At 59.9% G+C, this 19537-nt stretch carries 14 protein-coding genes; 6 read left to right on the forward strand and 8 right to left on the reverse strand.

Annotated features, from left to right (window positions below; translation table 11 throughout):
• The first annotated feature begins 64 nt into the window (after positions 1-64).
• Genes recC through recD form a run of 3 tightly spaced genes read left to right on the forward strand, consistent with a single transcriptional unit; the run spans position 65 to position 8720 of the window.
• Positions 65-3319 (forward strand): exodeoxyribonuclease V subunit gamma, encoded by a 3255-nt coding sequence (gene recC / locus BM395_RS13600; protein ID WP_090512659.1) that lies wholly within the window; start codon positions 65-67, stop codon positions 3317-3319.
• Positions 3316-6885 (forward strand): exodeoxyribonuclease V subunit beta, encoded by a 3570-nt coding sequence (recB, locus tag BM395_RS13605; RefSeq protein ID WP_090512662.1) that lies wholly within the window; start codon positions 3316-3318, stop codon positions 6883-6885. The genes recC and recB overlap by 4 nt, the downstream gene beginning before the upstream one ends.
• Entirely contained in the window at positions 6882-8720 is a 1839-nt protein-coding gene (gene recD, locus BM395_RS13610) for an exodeoxyribonuclease V subunit alpha (RefSeq protein WP_090512663.1), read from the forward strand. Before recB ends, recD begins: the two co-directional genes overlap by 4 nt.
• A gap of 28 nt (positions 8721-8748) precedes the next feature.
• Here the strand turns inward: recD and BM395_RS13615 are convergent, their stop codons facing one another.
• A complete protein-coding gene (locus tag BM395_RS13615) occupies positions 8749-9654 on the reverse strand; it encodes an AEC family transporter (RefSeq protein WP_090512666.1) in 906 nt (301 codons plus the stop codon).
• Between the two features lie 95 nt (positions 9655-9749).
• On the opposite strand from BM395_RS13615, the gene BM395_RS13620 reads away from it, so the two are divergent.
• On the forward strand, positions 9750-10163 hold the full coding sequence (locus BM395_RS13620; protein ID WP_090512670.1) for a GFA family protein: 414 nt from the start codon (positions 9750-9752) through the stop codon (positions 10161-10163).
• Between the two features lie 5 nt (positions 10164-10168).
• Here the strand turns inward: BM395_RS13620 and BM395_RS13625 are convergent, their stop codons facing one another.
• The 3 genes from BM395_RS13625 to BM395_RS13635 all read right to left on the reverse strand — a co-directional run bounded on the left by BM395_RS13625 (position 10169) and on the right by BM395_RS13635 (position 12923).
• Complete coding sequence (locus tag BM395_RS13625; RefSeq protein WP_090512727.1) at positions 10169-12088, reverse strand: DUF7844 domain-containing protein; 1920 nt, start codon at positions 12086-12088, stop codon at positions 10169-10171.
• A gap of 29 nt (positions 12089-12117) precedes the next feature.
• On the reverse strand, positions 12118-12438 hold the full coding sequence (locus tag BM395_RS13630; RefSeq protein ID WP_069900833.1) for a DUF2388 domain-containing protein: 321 nt from the start codon (positions 12436-12438) through the stop codon (positions 12118-12120).
• A 167-nt stretch (positions 12439-12605) separates the two neighbouring features.
• The gene (locus BM395_RS13635; protein ID WP_069900831.1) at positions 12606-12923 is read right to left on the reverse strand and encodes a DUF2388 domain-containing protein; all 318 of its coding nucleotides are present in this window, start codon (positions 12921-12923) and stop codon (positions 12606-12608) included.
• A gap of 244 nt (positions 12924-13167) precedes the next feature.
• Here BM395_RS13635 and BM395_RS13640 point away from each other — a divergent pair, with 244 nt between their 5' ends.
• Positions 13168-14604: a mannose-1-phosphate guanylyltransferase/mannose-6-phosphate isomerase gene (locus BM395_RS13640; protein ID WP_090512672.1), complete on the forward strand. Its 1437-nt coding sequence runs from the start codon at positions 13168-13170 to the stop codon at positions 14602-14604.
• Between the two features lie 220 nt (positions 14605-14824).
• On the opposite strand, the gene BM395_RS13645 is transcribed toward BM395_RS13640, so the two are convergent.
• Entirely contained in the window at positions 14825-15040 is a 216-nt protein-coding gene (locus BM395_RS13645; RefSeq protein ID WP_069900827.1) for a DUF1127 domain-containing protein, read from the reverse strand.
• Positions 15041-15652: 612 nt separating this feature from the next.
• Between BM395_RS13645 and BM395_RS13650 the strand changes: the two genes are divergently transcribed.
• Positions 15653-16207: a cytochrome P460 family protein gene (locus tag BM395_RS13650; protein WP_069900825.1), complete on the forward strand. Its 555-nt coding sequence runs from the start codon at positions 15653-15655 to the stop codon at positions 16205-16207.
• 79 nt (positions 16208-16286) lie between these two features.
• Here BM395_RS13650 and BM395_RS13655 read toward each other — a convergent pair whose 3' ends face one another.
• The 3 genes from BM395_RS13655 to BM395_RS13665 are packed head-to-tail and all read right to left on the reverse strand — an operon-like array spanning position 16287 to position 19177.
• Complete coding sequence (locus tag BM395_RS13655; RefSeq protein WP_090512675.1) at positions 16287-17723, reverse strand: NAD(P)(+) transhydrogenase (Re/Si-specific) subunit beta; 1437 nt, start codon at positions 17721-17723, stop codon at positions 16287-16289.
• Positions 17724-17725: 2 nt separating this feature from the next.
• Positions 17726-18043 (reverse strand): NAD(P) transhydrogenase subunit alpha part 2, encoded by a 318-nt coding sequence (locus tag BM395_RS13660; RefSeq protein ID WP_069900821.1) that lies wholly within the window; start codon positions 18041-18043, stop codon positions 17726-17728.
• Between the two features lie 12 nt (positions 18044-18055).
• The gene (locus tag BM395_RS13665; RefSeq protein WP_069900819.1) at positions 18056-19177 is read right to left on the reverse strand and encodes a Re/Si-specific NAD(P)(+) transhydrogenase subunit alpha; all 1122 of its coding nucleotides are present in this window, start codon (positions 19175-19177) and stop codon (positions 18056-18058) included.
• Positions 19178-19537: the final 360 nt, after the last annotated feature.

A 19537-nucleotide genomic window follows, 5' to 3' on the forward strand; every position in this document is an offset into this window, starting at 1 on the left:
AGCAAATGTCGCTTGGGTGTGGGAGGCTGGTAACCTAGCGATATTCAAAGGATGCGAATCGTCGATGCTCAGTCTTTATCATGCCCCCGATCTGGAAACGCTTGGCGAGTTGGCCACCACGCTGCTCGCGCAACCCTTAAGCGACCCGTTTGCGCCCGCGCACGTTGTGGTTCCCAGCCAGGGCATGGGCCGCTGGCTGACATTGCAGCTGGCGCGCAAGCAGGGCATTGCGATGCAACTCGACGTGCAGCTGCCGGCGAGTTTTATCTGGGCGCTGTCGCGCACCGTGCTGGGCGATCTGCCGGAAAACTCGGCATTCTCGCCGACCACCCTGAGCTGGCGGATTTACGACTGGCTGTGCGAGCCCGAGCATTTGGCGCAAACCCCGCGTCTTGCGCATTATCTGGACGGCGGCGACGAGCGTCGGCGTTTATCGCTTTCGGCGAAAATATCCGACGTTTTCGACCAATACCTGCTTTATCGCGATGATTGGCTGGCTGCGTGGGAGCGCGGTGAGCTGCTCGATCTGGGCCCGGATGAAGGCTGGCAAGCCTTGCTCTGGCGTGAGTTGACCAAAGACGGCCACCCGCACCGTGCGCGGTTGCTGGATGACCTGCTGCGCCATCTGTATGCCGATGAGCCTATTGCCGGCCTGCCCGAGCGCTTGCTGGTGTTTGGCATCAGCAGCTTGCCGCCGCACCACATGCGCGTGCTCGACGGTTTGGCGCGGCACACCGAAGTGGTCATTTTTGCCCTCAACCCGTGCCGTGAGGCCTGGGGCGAGATTCGTGATATTCGCGAACTGGCGCGTCAGCCCGAGCTTAGCCCGGATGAATGGTATCTGGATGTCGGCCATCCGCTGCTGGCCAGCCTCGGCAAGCAGGGCCGCGATTTCTTCGACAGCTTGCTGTCGCTGGCGTCGAGTGAGGGCAGTCAGGAAATCGGAATTTATTCGGAAGACAGCGACCTCGCCGACAACAGCCTGCTGCATGCCCTGCAAAACGACATTTTGCGCCTGCACACCCGTGCGCCTGAAGAACGTCTGGTGCTCGACAGCGGCGACCGTTCGCTGGAGATTCACGTTGCGCACTCGCCGCTGCGCGAAGTGGAAATTCTGCATGATCAATTGCTCGCGCGCTTTGCCAGCGACGCCGAGCTGACGCCGGATCAGGTGGTCGTGCTGACTCCGGATATCGAGCGTTATGCACCCTATATTGAAGCCGTATTCGCGCCGCGCGAAGGCGTGCCGCGGATTCCGTTCAGCCTCGCGGATCGCAGCATGCGCGCGGAAATCCCGCTGATTGAAGCGTTCATCAGTCTCTTGGGGCTGGCAGAAAGCCGTTTTACCGGTGAAGACATTCTCAGCTGGCTTGAACAGCCTGCCATCGCCCGCCGCGCCGGGATTGAAGCGGAAGACTTGCCGCTGCTGCGCGACTGGCTGCGGGATGCCGGAATCCGCTGGGGCCGTGATGCGCAACACCGTGCGGAGCTGGGCCTGCCGGCGGACTCGGCGTTTACCTGGCGTCAGGGGCTAGACCGGCTGTTGCTGGGCTTTGCCGCGCCGCCGCAATTAGCCGGTCTGGCCGCCCCGTTGCTGGGCGATAGCTGGCCGTTGGACGCACTGGAAGGCGCGCGTGCGCAACTGCTCGGGCGCTTGGCGGGCTTTGTCGAGCGGCTGGCGCGCATTGCCGAAGACATGCAGCGTCCAAGGCCGTTAGCGACTTGGGCTGAAACCCTGCAAAAAATGATTGATGAGCTGTTTGATGAGCGCGAAGCGGGCGACACCTTATTGCTGCTTTCCAAGGCGTGCGCGGCGCTGAACGAGCAAGCAGAAGCGGCCGGTATCGAGCGACCCATCGAGATGGCCTTGATTCGTCAGCAGTTGAGCGCTGCGCTGGATCAAGGCAACAGCGCGTCGGGCTTTCTCACCGGCGCCGTGACCTTTTGCACGATGGTGCCGATGCGCAGCCTGCCATTTCGTCAGGTCTGCCTGCTTGGTCTTGATGACGGCGCGTTGCCGCGACGCACCCCCGCCGCCGGTTTCGACCTGATCAGCCAAAAGCCACGCCGTGGTGATCGCGCCCGCCGGCTGGATGACCGTTATCTGCTGCTCGAAACCCTGCTCTCGGCACGCAGCGGTCTGTACCTCAGTTATGTCGGCCGCGACCCGCGCAGCAACGCGGTGTTGCCGCCTTCGGTGCTGATCAGCGAATTGCTAGATGTAGTCGATCTCACGGCCGTGTGCAGCGATGGTGCGCCAGCCAGCGAATACATTTGCCTTGATCATCCGCTGCAGCCATTCGCTCCGGGTAATTTCAGCCGCGCCCGTCATGTCGGCTTTGCTGCGCCATGGTTCCGCGCGGCTCAGCGCCTAGCCGAGCCTGTGCTGGCGCAGGCGGCGGTATTTGCAGAGGCGCTGGGCGAACCGAGCGAAGACTGGCTAACCCTCGAACCGAGTCAGTTGATCAGCTGCTTCAAACATCCGGCGCGGTTCCTGCTCGAACAGCGGCTGGGTTTACGGCTGGCGCAAAGTGAAGAGGCGTTGGCCGGAGACGAGCCATTCAGCGTGGAGTGGACGGCCTTGCACGGGCTGCGCAAGCTGGCGCTGCAAGCGGTCGAACAGGGCTGGAGCGAGCAGCAGGAACGCAGTGTTGCCGCAGCCTCTGGCTGGTTGCCGGTCGGTGAACTGGGGCAGGCGTACTGGGGGCAGATTCGCGGGCCGATCCGCGCCTTTGCGCCGACGCTGTTTGAGCAGCGCCCGCATGATCCCGCGCAGCCGCTGCTGGTGGATATCCAGCTGGCTGGCGTGCGCATTCATGGCTGGCTCGATGGCGTCACAGCGGATGGTTTGTTTGATTACCGCCTGCGTGATATCGGCGCGTGGGAGTTGGCGCCAATGTGGTTGCGCCACTTGATGCTCAACAGCGCGGCCACTCCCGGTATCACTCGCCAGAGCCGCCTGCTGTCGCCGAAAAAGGACTGGCAGCTGGGACCGCTGAGCAATCCTCTGCAATTGCTGGAGCCGTGGTTGCGTGCCTACCGGCAGGCTATCTGCGAGCCGCTGCCGGTGTTCGCCAAGTGCAGCTACGGCTTTGCTCATAAAATGCGCAATCCGGGCCGCAAGGAGCCGATTGATGCAGCGCGCAGCGAAGCGCGACTCATGTGGCAAGGCAACGATTTCATGACCGGTGAAGGCGAAGACCCGTGGAACGAGTTGGCCTTTCGCGGGCGTGATCCGCTGGATGAAACATTTGAAGCGCTGGCCAACGAATTATACGGCCCGGCCATGGATGCACTCGGCGCGGAGGATGACGAATGAGCAGCCAGCCACTGAACTTATTGCACGACTCCTTCAGCGGTCGCTCACTCATCGAAGCCAGTGCCGGCACTGGCAAAACCTGGACTCTTACAGCGCTGTTCGCCCGCTTGTTGCTGGAAAAGCAGCTGACTGTTTCGCAGATTCTGGTGGTGACTTACACCACCGCCGCCACGGCCGAATTGCGCGAGCGCATCCGCAAACGTCTCGCCGAATTGCTAGAGGTATACAACAGCGGCCCCGGCAAAGATGCGTTGCTCAACGAGTTGTATGCGCAATACCCGGACCCGGCCAGCCACCGGCGCTTGTTGCTGGCGGTGCACGGTTTCGATGAAGCGGCGATCTTCACCATTCACGGTTTCTGTCAGCGCGCGTTGCAAGATGCAGCCTTCGAGGCGGGCGGCGATTTTGATAACGAGCTGACGCAGGATGACCGCGAGATTCTTGATGCGCTGCTGGCGGACTTGTGGCGCCATGAACTGGCTGCTGCCGAGCCCGAGTGGGCGGCGTTTCTGGTGCAAAAAAAGATCACCCCGCAGAGTTTGCGTCAGCGTTTGCGCAATCATTTGGGCAAACCGTACATGCGCGTTGAGCCGCAGCCGGGTGAGCCAGGCGATATGGCCGATCTGCAACGTGCCTGGCAGCATGCACGGGATTTCTGGCAGCGTCAGAGCGCCGGCTGGATCGCCGAGCTGAGCGCATTCAGCGGCTTCAACAAGCGCAGCTACGATGCTGCCAAGTTTGCCCTGTGGCAGGTCGAACTGGACGGCTACTTCTGTGATCCGGCGGCGCTGTTCAGTAAGGTCGACGGGCTCAAGCGCTTATCCCGCGAAGCACTGATCAAAGGCACCAACAAGGGTTTTGAACCGCCGCTTGAGGCCGTGGCCGATGCGTTGCAAGGTTTGTGTGATGCGCTGGATGCTGCGCAACCCGAAGCGGAGATGCGCCTGATTGACCTGCAAGTGCGGCTCATCGCCCAGCTCAATGAGCAACTACCGGCGCGTAAGGCGGCGCAGCGCATGCTGGCATTTGACGACCTGCTCAATCGTTTGCAGCAGGCGCTCTATGGCGAAGGCGGCGAGCATCTGGCCAGAACCTTGCGCGAACAATATCCGGTGGCCCTGATCGACGAATTTCAGGACACCGACCCGATTCAGTATCAGATTTTCAGCACCATTTATGCCGCCGATGCGCCTGCGTCGAGCAGCACTGAATCTGCCGATCTGTGTTTTGTCGGCGACCCCAAACAAGCGATTTATGCCTTTCGCGGGGCCGATCTGGCGACCTACATGCAGGCGCGCAGCGAAGCGGATCGTGAATACAACCTTGGCACCAATCACCGCTCCACGGCGCAATTGATCGACGCCTTGAACCTGCTGTTCGCCCGCGCGCGGCCATTTGCCGAACACGACCTGAGTTATCCACCGGTGGCGGCCAGCACGCGTTCGCGTGAACAACTGGTGCTGACCGGGCAGGATGAGGCGGCCGTCGGGCTGGTCTGGCTGGGCGATGAGCCGCTGGGCAAGGGTGAGGCGGGTGGTCTGGTCGCCACCGACACCGCGCGGCGAATTGCCGGATTGCTGGCGGCGAGCGCACGTGGCGAGGCTTATTTCGAGCAGGAAGGCCAGCGCAGGCCACTGGCCGGTGCCGATATTGCGGTGCTGGTGTCGAGCCATCGTCAGGCCAGTGAAGTGGCCAGCGAGCTGACCGCGCGCGGTGTGCCGAGTGTACGCCGTGGCAAGGAAAGCGTGTGGCACAGCGAAGAGGCCACGGCGTTGGCCGCCGTTCTGGCCGCCTATATCGAACCGGGCCGCGAAGGCGCGCTGCGCTTTGCCCTGGCCACTCGCTTGCTCGGGCGTAATGCCCGCGATCTTGCGGCAACCCAGGACGATGCCCGCGCGTGGGATGAAGAACGCGAGGCTGCCGAGCGCTATCACCAGCTCTGGCAGCAGCAGGGTTTCATGCGCGCGTTCCGCGCCTGGCTGGATGAGCAACAGGTGGCCCAGCGCTTGCTGGCGATGGATGACGGCGAGCGACGACTGACCAATCTGCTGCATCTGGCCGAATTGCTGCAAACCGAGAGCCTGAGTCGTCCCGGGCAGGAACAATTGCTCAGTTGGTTCAATGCCCAGCGCGAAGTGGATAACCACGGCGAAGATGCCTTGTTGCGGCTGGAAAGCGATGCCGAGCGGGTGCAGATCGTCACCATCCATACCTCCAAAGGGCTTGAGTACCCGTTGGTGTTTTGCCCGTATTTGTGGGACGGCGCGTTGCTGCGTAAACAGGAAGACATCACCTGTCACGCCGATGACGGCACGCCGCTGCTCGACCTTGGCGGCGAGCAACTCGATCACCACCGCGAACGTGCCCGTCGTGAGCGTTTCGCTGAGCGGCTGCGACTGGTTTATGTGGCGCTTACCCGCGCGCGCGACCGTTTGTGGCTGCATTGGGGGCCGGTTGATAGCAAGCCGAAAAAGGACGGCACGCTGAGTGAAGAGGGCCTGCACAGCAGCGCGATGGCGTGGCTGCTGCACGGTCGTGACTTGGCGGGCGAGGATGCGCTGAGTGAGCTGGCCGAGCACATGCGTACTTTGTCTGCCCAGGGTTTGCTGGCTGAGCTGGAGCAACTGGTGAGCCGCAGTAACGGCCAGTTCAGCGTGCTCGCACTGGCGCAGGATGAAGCGCACAGCGCCGGTGAGCAACGCGCTCCGGCCCCCGAGCAACTGGCGCAGTTACCGCGTTCCTTGCACAGCGCCTGGCGAATTGGCAGCTTCTCCGGTTTGGCGGCAGGCATGCACATGGAAGCGCCGGACCGCGATGGGTTGGTGATTCCCGATGCCAGCGAGCCCGGCAGCGGTTTCTACGCCTTCCCGCGTGGCGCGCGCGCCGGTACTTGCTTGCACGCGATTCTCGAAGACTGGGCCATGAACAAAGCGCCGCTGGCTGACTTGGTCGAACCAGCGCTGGCAGGCCACGGTATTGATACTGACTGGACTGCCGTGGCGCAGACGCATTTGCAGTTAGTGGTGGATACTGATCTGGACGGCAACGGCCTGACGCTGGCGACGCTGCAAGCTGCGCGCCGCTTGCCCGAACTGGGCTTTACCTTCCCGGTTGGCGGGCTGGATGTGCAGCGCCTGCGCAAGATTCTCTGTGACCCGGCGTATGGGCTGGACGAGCAGATGCGCGACGCCGCTTCACGGTTGGAATTCGACAGCCTCAAGGGCTTTCTCAAGGGATTTATCGACCTGACTTTCGAGTATCAGGGCCGCTGGTATATCGCCGACTACAAGTCCAACTGGCTGGGGCCGGATGCCAGTTACTACGGTGGCGAGCGCCTTATTCAGGCGCTCGCGGCCGAGCATTACTATCTGCAATACCTGATTTATCTGGTCGCCTTGCGGCGCTTCCTGCGCCAGCGCCTGAGTGATTTTGAGGATCAGCAACTGGGCGGCGCTTATTACCTGTTCCTGCGCGGAATGCCGGGCGCAGGGGTGTATTTTGCGCGGCCCAGTGACGCGTTGCTGGATGCATTGGATCAGTTATTTGCGGGTGAGGCAGGCGTATGACTCTCGACAAGATCGACCTCGGCCCGCTGGAGCGCGCACTGGTCAACAGCCTGCAGCGCCTTGATCCGGATGCCAGCCCAGTCCTGCTGGCGTGCGCCGCATTGCTGTGCAGTGCGCTGGAAAAGGGCGATGTGTGTCTGCCGCTACGGCGCATCGCCGGGCAGCGACCCTGGGCTGATCAGCCGTTCAGCCTGCCGGGGCTGCAAGAATTACTAGAAGCGCTGAACGCATCGCAGCTGGTGGGCCCGGTGGGTTCGTTCAAGCCGCTGATTGTGGCTGGCGAGCGCCTGTATCTGGCGCGGTATCAGGCCTACGAGCAACAGTTGGCAGAACAGTTGCTGGCGCGTTGCAGTGATATTCCGCCGGTAGATGAAGCCGTTCTCAGCGCCAGCCTGACCCGCCTGTTTGCGTTTAACAGCCAGCAGCCGGACTGGCAGCGTTTAGCGGCGGCGCAAGCGGTGCGGCGTAAGTTGGCGGTTATTTCCGGCGGCCCCGGCACGGGCAAAACCACCACGGTGGTGCGCTTGCTCGCGGCTCTGTTGGAGCAACCTGACTCCGGGCATCTGGCTATCGGTTTGGCAGCGCCTACAGGCAAGGCGGCGGCGCGCATGGCCGAAGCCATTCGCAATGCCAAGGCGCAATTGCCGGTGAGTGATGCGGTTAAAGCTGCGTTGCCGGAAGAGGCGCGTACGTTGCACCGTTTACTCGGCAGCCGGGGTGACAGCCCGCAGGTCCGGCACAACGCCGCCAATCCGTTGCCGCTGGATGTGTTGGTGGTGGACGAAGCGTCGATGGTCGATCTGGCGCTGATGGCCAAACTGGTGGATGCGCTGGCCCCCAGTGCGCGGCTGATTCTGCTGGGTGACAAAGACCAGCTGGCGGCTGTGGAAGCGGGTGCAGTGTTTGCTGAGCTCTGTGAGGGACGCGGTTTTGATGCGCAGGCAGCGGCCGACTTGCAGCGTATTACCGGGCAGCAGGTGGCAGTTGAACAACCGCGCTCAAAGCTCGGGGATGCGGTGGTTCTGCTTACTCACAGCCATCGCTTTGCTGGTGACAGCGGCATTGGCGAACTGGCCCGGCGGATCAATGGTGGCGATGTGCCCGGCACCTTGAAAGTGCTCAGAGAGGGCCGTGAAGATTTGGCCTGGATTGAGACGCCGACGCCCAATGATTTGCTGGTGCGGCTGGAGCAAGGTTATGCGGGCTTTTTGCAGGCGGCCAAAAGCGCTGATCCGGCGGCAGCCTTTGCGGCGTTCAATACCTTTCGGGCGCTGACGGCGCAGCGCGAGGGCCCGTGGGGCGTCTCCGGGATCAACGAGGCACTGGAAGCGCGCTTTAAACGGCGTTTGCAGGTTGCCAGCCGTGAGCGCTGGTACGCCGGGCGGGCGGTGATGGTGCGCCAGAATGACTACGCGCTGGGATTGTTCAACGGTGATATCGGCATTTGCCTGATGACTGAACATGGGCTGCGCGTGGTGTTCGAGGCCGAGCAGGGTTTCCGCCCGTTTGCCCCGGCACGATTGCCCAGCCATGACAGTGCCTTCGCCATGACGGTGCACAAGAGCCAGGGCTCCGAGTTTAATCAGGTGTTGCTGGCGCTGCCTGAACAGCCGAGCCCTTTGCTCACCCGCAGCCTGTTCTATACCGGTATTACCCGGGCCAAGAACAAGGTCGAGATCTGGGGGCTGCCGGTGCGTCTGGCCGAGGCGGTAAGTACTCGCGCCGAGCGCGCGGCGGGGCTGGCCGAGCGACTGCAGAGCTGCGTGCAAGCGCCGGCTGCGCCGGTGCAAACCCCCGCTGCCACGCCCGCAGGCAATCAACTCGATCTGTTCTGAGCCGCTGCTGAGTCAGGCCCGCAGTGGCCTAACTCAGCAGGGTTAGAATAATCGGCAGGCTGGCCGCTGCCAGCAGCGTTTGCAGGGTAATTACGCCGGCCATCAACTGGCTGTCACCACCGAGGTGCCGCGTCAGCACATACGCGGTTGGTGCAGTCGGCAAGGCGAAGAACAACACCAGCACGGTGCTTTCCATTGCAGGCAAGTGCAGCGCATAAGCCACCAGCCAGGCCATCAGGGGCATCGCCAACAAGCGAGCGAGGCTGTTCCAGCCCAGGGCCGGAATTTCGCCGCCCAACTGCTCGGGCCGCAGTGCCGCGCCCACACAAAGCAGACCCAGCGGCAAGCTGGCAGCGGCAAGCAGGCTGAGCAGGCGATCGCTGCCAAACGGCAGGCCAATCCCGCTAAAATTGATCAAAGCCCCGGCAAGACAGGCCAGAATCAGCGGGTTTTTGGCAATCGGTAGCAGCAGGCTCCGCGCACTGACGCCACGCTCGGCGGTTAGCGACCAAACTGACAAGACGTTGACCGTCGGCACCATCAAGGCCAGCATTATTGCGGCAAGGGTCAAACCCTGCGGGCCGAACAGGCTGCCAACGGCGGCAAGCCCCAAGTAGGTGTTGAAACGCAAAACGCCTTGGGTAAATACGCCGAAACGTGCCGCTGGCCAACCGCGTATACGACGAATGACAAGCAATGCGACCCAGCCGATAGCGAGGGCGAGCATGACCGCAAGACCCAGACGTGGCAGCGCCGGATTATTCAGCGGTGCACGCGCTAAACTGCTGAACAGCAGTGCCGGGAAGAGTATGAAATAGTTGAGGCGTTCAGCGCCTGGCCAGAATTCTTCATTGGGGAAGTTCCAGCGGCGCAGATAGAAACCCGCGATGATCAGGGCAAAAAGTGGCCACAGCGCCAACAGCAGATCAAGCACGATCACCTCCCAAGTAGTTAGGGAGCTATCTTGATCAGCGCCAGCGTGCAAAGCAAGTAAAGAGGCTTGATCAGAGCGTTTATAGAGGAGAATTTATGAGCGATTTACACACCGGTGGTTGTCAGTGCGGCGCGTTGCGTTATCAATTCGACGCGCCGTTGCACGATATCGCACATTGTCATTGCGCCACTTGCCGGCGCAGCAGTGGCGGTATTGTCACGACCTGGATCACGGTGCCGCTGGAGCGTTTTCAGTGGTTGCAGGGCACGCCAAGAACCTTTGCTTCATCGTCCAGTTGCGTGCGCAGTTTCTGCGCGGATTGCGGCGCCCAGTTGGCGTTGTTCACCACGCTTAGCCCGAGCACGCTGGATGTAACGGTGGCGACGCTGGATACGCCTGAACTGGCCCCGGCAGACCGGCATATCTGGGTGCAGAACCGGTTGCCGTGGTTGCAGCTCGATACGCATCTGCCCGAAGAGCATGAAGAAGACATTGATCCACTGATCTAGAACGCTCAGGGCAACATCAGCCCGCCATTGGCTTTATGCACCTCGTGCAGGTGATTGGCGAGTTGCTTGAGGTTAACCCCGATGGCCTCCATTTCAGCCAAACGCTCGGGGTCGAGCAAGTTGCGAACCTCCTGATTGAGCTCTTCGCTAAAGCGCAACATCAGCTGTTGGCGGCTGCTGCTGGAGTCGCGCAGGTCATCCAGTTCGCTCGGCTGCGGCAGGCCGTAGCCGCTGCTGAGCAGCTCTGCCGGACGGCTGAGAAAACCTGAGTTGGCCAAGAGCTGTTCCAGCGCATTGCCCGCCTTCTCAAGGCTTGGGTCGTTGCTGTCGTTACCGCTCAGATAGCGTTGTTTGAGTTCGTCCTGAGCCAGCAGCAGTTGTTTGCGCTGCGCCGCTTTCTCCAGCAATAACATGGCCGCGCTGGCGCGCATGTCGGCTTTTTCGAACCAGGCCCGGCGCTCGGTTGCCGGCAGTGTCAGCCAGTCTTCAACGGCTTTTTGCGGGATGTTCAGGCGCTCGTGAAGCACCTCGAACATTTTCTGGTAACGGTCGCGGTAAGAGTCAAACCAGTAACCGAGGCGCATGGCTTCACGGCGGTCATCGAGCACTGTGTTGTCGGCCAGATTGTGTGCATCGAGTACTTCCAGCAAGCCGTTGGGCATGATGCTGTCCAGCGATTGCATTGGTGCCTGATTGCCGCCGGTACGGATCAGTTTGAGCGTTTCGACCGCACAGTTATTCGACAGGAAGAAGTAGTCGCCGTCATAACTCCAGTGCAGTTCGAGCGAACGGGTTACCAGATCGTTGATCTGCTGGCGATCGAGTTTCAGCGGCACCGAGGCCAGGCTGCGTAATTCGGTTTTGGTGTATTCATCGATTACCTGCGCCAACGGCAAGACAAACAACCGCGACGGGTACTGGCCAACCAGTGCGCCCCAACTGGAGAGCTGAACATCACCGAGAAAGGCGCGATACGACAGCACCAGATGCTGGTCCAGGTCAAGCCGGCAGGCAGGCCCGCGTGGGCGGCCCGGCGCACAGATAACCAGGCGCAGCATGCTGTGGCCCCAACGGCTGGCGAGTGCGTCGTTGGCTTCGGCAAGCAGGTAATCGACTTCGTAGACTCGCTCCGGATCGAGCATGCCGAGCGGTTCGCGGGCAAAGTCACTGCCGGCATTCAAATAAGCCAGTTCGTTACCGCAAGCAGTCTGCGTGCTGGGTGACCAGTTGAAATGTTGGTTGAAGTACGCCGCGAGTGAAGGTCGGCGGCAGGCATAAGACGGATCGAGAAGGTAGTACTCCATGTTCACGGCCACAAACTCGAGCGGATTGGTCAGCTCGTATTCATCAGGGCTGCGGACATTCTGATGGTTTTCATCTTCACGCTCACCGCGGCGCCCGACATATTGCTGCCAGCCGGCCAAATCCAGCAGGCGTGGGTCGTCACTGAGGGTGAAGCGGCGTTCGGTCTGGCCGCGGCAGCCATCTGGCAAACCGACCAGGCCGCTGCTGTGTGCGCGTTGCTGGCAGTGGCGGAACTGCTGGCGCTCCGTGGCAGACCACAAGCGTTCGCGGTCGTAAAGATGCGTGAGTTCGTGAATCAGGGTTGCCAGCAGCTCTTTGCGCACGGTGCCGTGCGGGCGCTGGGTGGTTTGCGTCGCTGCGCTGCCATCGACCAGTGCAGGCAGTAACCGCTGATTAAGGGTGATCCCCGAGAAGCGTCCGGCCTGACCATAGATTTCGCTCGGCAGCGGCTGCCATTCAATAGCAACGCTGCGATCGAGTTGTTGGATAAATTTCGGAGGGAGTGCGGCAAAGGCCTGCTTGATCAGTTGCTGGCTGGCTTGTTTTTGCGCGTCATTGAGCGCGCTGTCTGCCAGTTCCAGTTTGAGTGCTGCATAGCTGCCGGAGCTGGCCAGCAGCATGATCAGCAGCAGGCTTTTGCACAGCCAGCTCACAGAGAAAGAATGGCTTCTGCGAGTTCCTGGTCTGAAGCATTTTGCGCTTCAGGCACCTGAGCGCGAATGGTCGTGAGCGCGGCTTCGAGGTTGGCGCCGCGAATTTCGCCTTGGCTGGCGACAAAGCTGGCGGCGTCTTCATGCGCCAGCTGAACAATTTTCGAGTCGCGGATCGACGTGGTCGTGTCCGAGGTAAAGTCCAACGAGCGATCAAGTGCCCGAATCAGCACATTGCTGGTGGCAATGATGGTTTGAGCCTGGGCAGTGCCGGTAATCAATGCGGTGGCGGCAACAACAGCGAGGAGCGGACGATACATGGACGATATCCGATAAGCAGAAATTGGTTTGGGTACAGCGTGCGCATTACAGCGGGGAGCTGCTTGGGGCGCAATAGCCTTGACGCGATTGGCTGCATTAAAGCCCGCGTTGCTATCAAATAATCAGCCAGCCCCATGGCGTGATGCGTTGGGGCTGGCTGTCTCTGTTACAGGCTGAGGATAGCCTGAGCCAGTTGCATGTCATTGGCTTGCAGGCTTGGTGCGACCTGACGCACGTGGACCAGAGCGGCTTCCAGATGGGCGCCACGGATGGAACCTTCGCTGGCAACGAAGCTGGCGGCGTCATCGCGGGCGGCGAGCACAACTTTGTCGTCTTTGAATGAGGAGCTGACATCTGATGTCGCATCGGTTGTGGCGCCAAGTGCGCCTACGGTTGCGTCGGTGGTTACCACAAAGCTGGTAGCCGAAGCGCTGGTTGCAAGTGCAAACAAGGCGAGAAAGCTAAGACTGCGGATAGGATTCATCCTGAAAGCTCCAAAGGGTTTATAAAAGCACGCCATTTTGCATGCTTGTCGAATAATAGATTAGCTCAGCTGCGCCGAGACGCACGGCGATAACTCTACACATAAAATTTCAGCCGGCGACTGGGATTAGTCTGGAAAATGTGACAAAAGTTGCGCCGCGTCTTCATCATGCGGTTTGAGTGCTGGCCAAGACGAGCTGACTGTGCGTGTTGATTAACCAATACTGGCTGCGAGGAGAGTGTAGATGTTGGTCCCTGTTGTGCTATCCGGTGGCGCTGGTACGCGGTTGTGGCCAGTGTCCAGAGCGGGCCAGCCCAAGCCGTTCATGACCTTGCCGGATGGCGAGTCGCTGTTGCAAAAGACTTACCGCCGCGCAGCTGGGCTGGCGGGCAGCGGCGAGATCGTGACGGTGACGCATCGCGATTATTACTTTCAGAGCCGCGACCATTGGCACGCGGCCGTCGGCACCGGGCAACCGGCACATTTCATTCTGGAACCCTGTTCACGCAACACCGCCCCCGCGATTGCTGCGGCGGCGTTGGCCATTGCTTCGCGCCACGGTGATCAGTCCATTGTTTTGATTATGCCCGCCGATCACCTGATCGCAGACACGGCGGCGTTTGAGCAGGCGGTAACGCAGGCCCGCAATCTGGCTGAGCAGGGGTATTTGGTGACCTTTGGCCTTGAACCGCAATCCGCCGAAACCGGCTTTGGCTACATTCAGGCCGCAGCCGGGTTGGTCGGGCAGGGATGGGCGATGGTTCATCGGTTTGTTGAAAAGCCCAACCGTGAAACCGCTCAGGCGTTTGTCAGCAGCGGGGAATACCTGTGGAACTGCGGTATTTTCTGCGCCACAGCCAGCACCCTGCTAAGCGAGCTGCACGTGCATGCGCCAGAACTGCTGGCTGAAGTTAAGCGCTGCGTAGACCTGAGCCCCGCATTGGCCGCGCCGGCGTTGGTGCAGCAAGAGCTGAACGGCGCGCACTTTGGCCAGTGTGCAGATATCTCGATTGATTACGCCTTGCTTGAACACAGCACAAAAGTCGCGGTAGTGCGTGCCAGTTTTGACTGGAGTGATATCGGCTCATGGCCGGCGGTGGCTGCACTGATGCCGCCCGATAGCGCCAACAATCGGGTGCTTGGCGATGTGCTGCTGGTCGATAGCCAGCGCAATCTGGTGCATGGTGATTCGCGGTTGATCGCCACGCTGGGCGTTGAGGACCTGTTGATTGTCGACACCGCCGATGCTGTGCTGGTCGCGCATGCAAACCGAGCACAGGATGTGCGGGTGTTGGTCGATCAGCTCAAGGCCACGGCGCATGAAGCGCACCTGATCCACCGCACGGTGCAGCGGCCGTGGGGTAATTACACGGTGCTTGAGCAGGGCCAGGGCTTCAAGATCAAGCGGGTGGTGGTGCGCCCTGGCGCGGCTCTTTCGTTGCAGTCGCACCGGTTACGCAGTGAGCATTGGGTTGTGGTGCAAGGGCAGGCGCGGGTAATCAGCGGGGATACCGAATGCGTGCTGGAGCGGAATCAGTCGACCTATATTGCCGCCGGCCAGCGCCATCGTCTGGCTAATCCGGGGGAGTCGGATCTGGTGCTGATCGAGGTGCAGAGCGGTGATTATCTGGAAGAGGACGACATTGTTCGCTACGACGACGATTACGGTCGCGAGGCTTGAGCGGCTAGCTGGATGACTGGTTTAAGCGTCGCCACTGAGCGTGCTGCATAGGCGCTAGCCCGCGTTGGGCGTGTCTGTTCAGGTGGGATTGGATGATGCGGCGAAACTGTACGGGTTCGCCGGCCCTGAAATGCAAAAAGCCCCGTTGTGCTTGGCACTGGCGGGGCTTTTTTGTCATGCGAATCTAGCGGCTATTGGGCCAGTCGATTCGGCGTTCGGCTTAACGCCAGAACGGCTTGCTCAGCTCGCTCATGCGCTGCGCTTCGCTGATACCAGCGTCTGCCAGCAGGCGGGAGTCAAGGTGAGCCAGTTGACGGCGGCTGGCCAAACGGCGCTGCCAGAGAACCAGAGTCGATGCCAGGCGTAGCGGCAGCGATGCAGTAGCTTTAGATGAAGACTCAGCAAAAACCAGATCGGAACTAAGGGTACGTTCCATGTTGATATCCTTCCGCTTGTGGCGGCGTTGGAGTGACTAATTAGGGTGAATTAATTATCGCCAAATACAGTGATACGCAGTAGTCACAGCTGCGCTCAATTACTATTTAGATAGCTAGCTTGCTTTGTAACTGTATCTGCCATTTTTGACTCAACTGTACTGCCTGTAAGTTAAAGGTCTGTTTATTTCTAAATTAGCGAGATTTATCACTACTGCCGAGCAAGGTGGTAGTGACTTGCTATAGGTACAGTTGCAAATTGATCGAGATTGTAACTTGACCGCTAATTCAATTTTTTGCCTTCGATTTCCCACTTCTCCACGCCCAGTTTGGCAGCAGAATTTTGTGCCAAGCGAAAGGTTGGTCTTGCTGTAATGAATTGCCATGGACGGGCTCTATAGCCACTCTGAGTCAGTAATTCCTATAGGCTGCGGGAGCCCGAAAGCCTCGTACGGCGGGATGGGTAACGCTGTATTTGGCCGCGCCAGATGCTCGGGTCCGCCAGGCGGATTGTTCACTGCGTTGCGGTTGGTATCAGGGAGCTAGGCCACGTGCCATGGCGTGTTGCGGGGGCAATCCCAGCAGGACGCGTCATTTATTAAGGAGTGATAACCGTGAAAATTACAAATACGCTGACAAGTGCTTTGATCATCGCCTCATGTGCAGCTTTGCCTCTGGCGGCCCAAGCTGAAACGGGCTTCTCAAATAGCGTCGACGCCAAGGGCAACATCAGTTTGCCGGCTGATTTCCGCGCAACCATGGTCCATCTCGGCTCTTGGTATGTGCCGGAAGGCGGCGCCAGTGGCTTCCATGATGTTTATCTGGAACCGGATGCCGTGGGTGCTTTCCGCAAGACCGGCAAGTTCCCGGATGGCGCGGTCATGATCAAAGAGTTGCGCCACGGCAAAGAGGGCGACTACACCACCGGTAAGGGTGTTAAGTACGCAGGTGACGTCAAGCAGACGTTTGTGATGGTCAAGGACAGCACCAATCGCTTTGCTGAGAAGAACCCGATGTGGGGCGAAGGTTGGGGTTGGGCTTTGTTCAAAGGCGATAATGCCAAGAACGTTGCAACCGACTACAAGAAGGATTGCCTTGGCTGCCACGTGCCCGCCAAGAAGAATGACTGGGTCTACACAGAAGCGTATCCAACGCTGACCGCCAAGTAGTCAATCGCGCCACGCACGCGATAAAAAAATGCCCAGCCCGATCACTCGGGCTGGGCATTTTTATTTGGCCTGGCTGCGATTACTCGACAGCTTTAACCATGTCTTCAATGACTTTCTTGGCATCGCCGAAGACCATCATGGTCTTGTCGAGGTAGAACAGTTCATTGTCGAGGCCGGCATAGCCGCTGGCCATCGAGCGCTTGTTGACGATGACTGTCTTGGCTTTGTAAGCCTCAAGAATCGGCATGCCCGCGATTGGCGACTTGGGATCGTTCTTCGCGGCCGGGTTAACCACGTCGTTCGCGCCCAGAACCAGCACCACGTCGGTCTGACCGAACTCGGAGTTGATGTCTTCCATCTCGAACACTTGCTCGTAAGGCACTTCGGCCTCAGCCAGCAATACGTTCATGTGGCCAGGCATACGACCGGCAACCGGGTGAATCGCGTACTTAACGGTAACACCGCGATGCGTCAGCTTCTCGGCCAGTTCCATCAGCGCGTGCTGGGCACGGGCTACAGCCAGACCGTAACCGGGGACGATCACTACGGTGTCGGCGTTGGTCAGCAGGAAGGCGGCATCGTCGCTGGAGCCGGATTTTACCGGACGCTGCTCTTTGCTGCCCGTGGCTGGGCCGGCATCTGCTTCGGCGCCGAAGCCACCGAGGATCACGTTGAAGAACGAACGGTTCATCGCCTTGCACATGATGTAAGACAGAATCGCGCCGCTCGAACCCACCAGCGAACCGGCGATGATCAGCATCGAGTTGTTCAGCGAGAAACCGATACCTGCAGCCGCCCAACCGGAATAGCTGTTAAGCATCGACACCACAACCGGCATGTCTGCACCGCCGATCGGGATGATGATCAGCACGCCGATGACGAACGCGAGGATCAGCAGCAGGGTGAACGCGGTGATGCTACCGGTGAAGGTGAAGTACAGGCCCAGCACCAGAATCGCGATACCCACGGCGAGGTTGATCTTGTGCTGACCGGCGAACGATACAGGCGCGCCCTGGAACAGGCGGAACTTGTACTTGCCCGACAGCTTACCGAAGGCGATGACCGAACCGGAGAAGGTCACAGCACCAATCGCAGCGCCGAGGAACAACTCCAGACGGTTGCCCGCCGGAATCGCGTCACCCAGTGCAGCCACGATGCCCAGTGACTGCGGCTCGGCGACTGCGGCGATAGCGATGAACACCGCGGCCAGGCCGATCATGCTGTGCATGAAGGCCACCAGCTCAGGCATTTTGGTCATTTCAACGCGCTTGGCCATGATCGAGCCGGCAGTACCGCCAGCCAGCAAGCCAAGGATCACCCAGCCAATGCCTGGCGATGTGGCTTCGGCGCTGAGTTTGTACATCAAACCGATGGTGGTGACGATGGCCAGACCCATACCGATCATGCCGAACAGGTTGCCACGGCGTGAAGTGGTTGGGTGCGACAGGCCTTTAAGGGCCTGAATGAAGCAGATCGAGGCCACTAAGTAGAGAACAGTGATGAGGTTCATGCTCATGATCAGTGCTTCTCCGTCGGCGCTGCTTTAGGCGCCTTCTTCTTGAACATTTCGAGCATGCGTCGGGTGACCAAAAAGCCACCAAAAACGTTAACCGCTGCCAGTGCAACGGCCAGTGTGCCCATGATCTTGCCGAACGTGGTGACGGTCAGTGCTGCTGCGAGCATGGCGCCGACAATCACGATCGCAGAAATGGCGTTGGTTACAGCCATCAGCGGCGTGTGCAGGGCCGGGGTGACGTTCCAGACCACGTGGTAACCGACATAAATTGCCAGTACAAAGATGATCAGGTTGTAGATACCGTCGGAAATCATATCCATGTCTCTACTCCTTTAGCCGTTGCTGCGGACAACTTCACCGTCGCGGCACATCAGGCACGCGGCGACGATGTCGTCTTCGAGGTTGACGTTGAACTGGCCATCTTTGTCGATGACAAGCTTGAGGAAATCGAGCAGGTTGCGCGCATACAGCGCCGAAGCATCGGCTGGCACCAGTGCCGCCAGATTGCTGTGGCCGACGATGGTCACGCCATGCTTGACCACAACCTTTTCGGCTTCAGTCAACGGGCAATTGCCGCCCTGAGCGGCTGCCAGATCGATGACCACGGAGCCCGGCTTCATTTCCTGCACGGTGGCTTCATGCAGCAGCGTCGGTGCCTTGCGGCCCGGAATCAGTGCAGTGGTGATGACGATGTCTGCCAGTTTGGCTTTTTCGTGCACGGCCTTGGCCTGGCGCTCCATCCACGATGCCGGCATCGGGCGGGCGTAACCGCCAACACCTTGAGCCGCGTCGCGCTCTTCATCAGTCTCGAACGGCACGTCGACGAACTTGGCACCCAGCGACTCGATCTGCTCCTTAACGGCAGGGCGCACATCGGAAGCTTCAATCACCGCACCCAGACGCTTGGCGGTCGCAATGGCCTGCAGGCCAGCAACACCGGCACCGAGAATCAGAATACGCGCGGCCTTAACGGTCCCCGCAGCAGTCATCAGCATCGGCATGAAGCGTGGGTAATGGTGAGCAGCCAGCAGCACAGCTTTATAGCCGGCAATGTTGGCTTGCGAGGAGAGCACGTCGAGGCTCTGCGCGCGCGAGGTGCGCGGGGCAGCTTCGAGTGCGAAAGCGGTAATGCCGCGAGCGTTCATCAGGGCAATGGTTTCGTTGCTGAACGGGTTGAGCATGCCAACCAGTACAGCGCCGGAATTCATCTGCGCCAATTCTGCTTCAGACGGAGCGACGACCTTGAGCACCAGTTCGGCACCAAATGCAGCGCTGGCGCTGCCAATAGTCGCGCCTGCTGCTGCAAACGCCTCGTCGGTAATGCTGGCTGTAATGCCGGCACCGCTTTCAACTGTCACCTGATGGCCTTGGCCAACCAGCTTCTTGATGGTTTCGGGAGTCGCCGCAACGCGCGTCTCGCCGTCATGGGTTTCGAGAGGAACACCGATGTGCACTTCAAATCTCCTGCGTGATCTTTTTTTGTGAACCGACACACTACGGGTGGCGTGTTGGCAGAGGGGGATCAGCACACTCCCGCAACAGCATTACTGTTATTAAGGCGGGGGCGGCATTTTGCAGGTGAAGCGCGAGGGCATCAACAATTTCTGGAGTAAAACATTGCGATAACTACAAGTCACAGTGTGACTATAAGCTTATAACTTTTGGTTAAGCTATTGAAAAAATTGGGGTTTATACGGGTTTAGAGGTTTTTGTCGAGTGTTTTCCCGGGGGTGAAAATGTTTAGGAAAAATAATGTCGCATAAACAACAGAGTAGGCGTGGAGATGGCGGCCTGTGGCCTTCCGATGCACTTAA

The organism is Pseudomonas marincola (assembly GCF_900116605.1).
GTDB lineage: Bacteria > Pseudomonadota > Gammaproteobacteria > Pseudomonadales > Pseudomonadaceae > Aquipseudomonas > Aquipseudomonas marincola.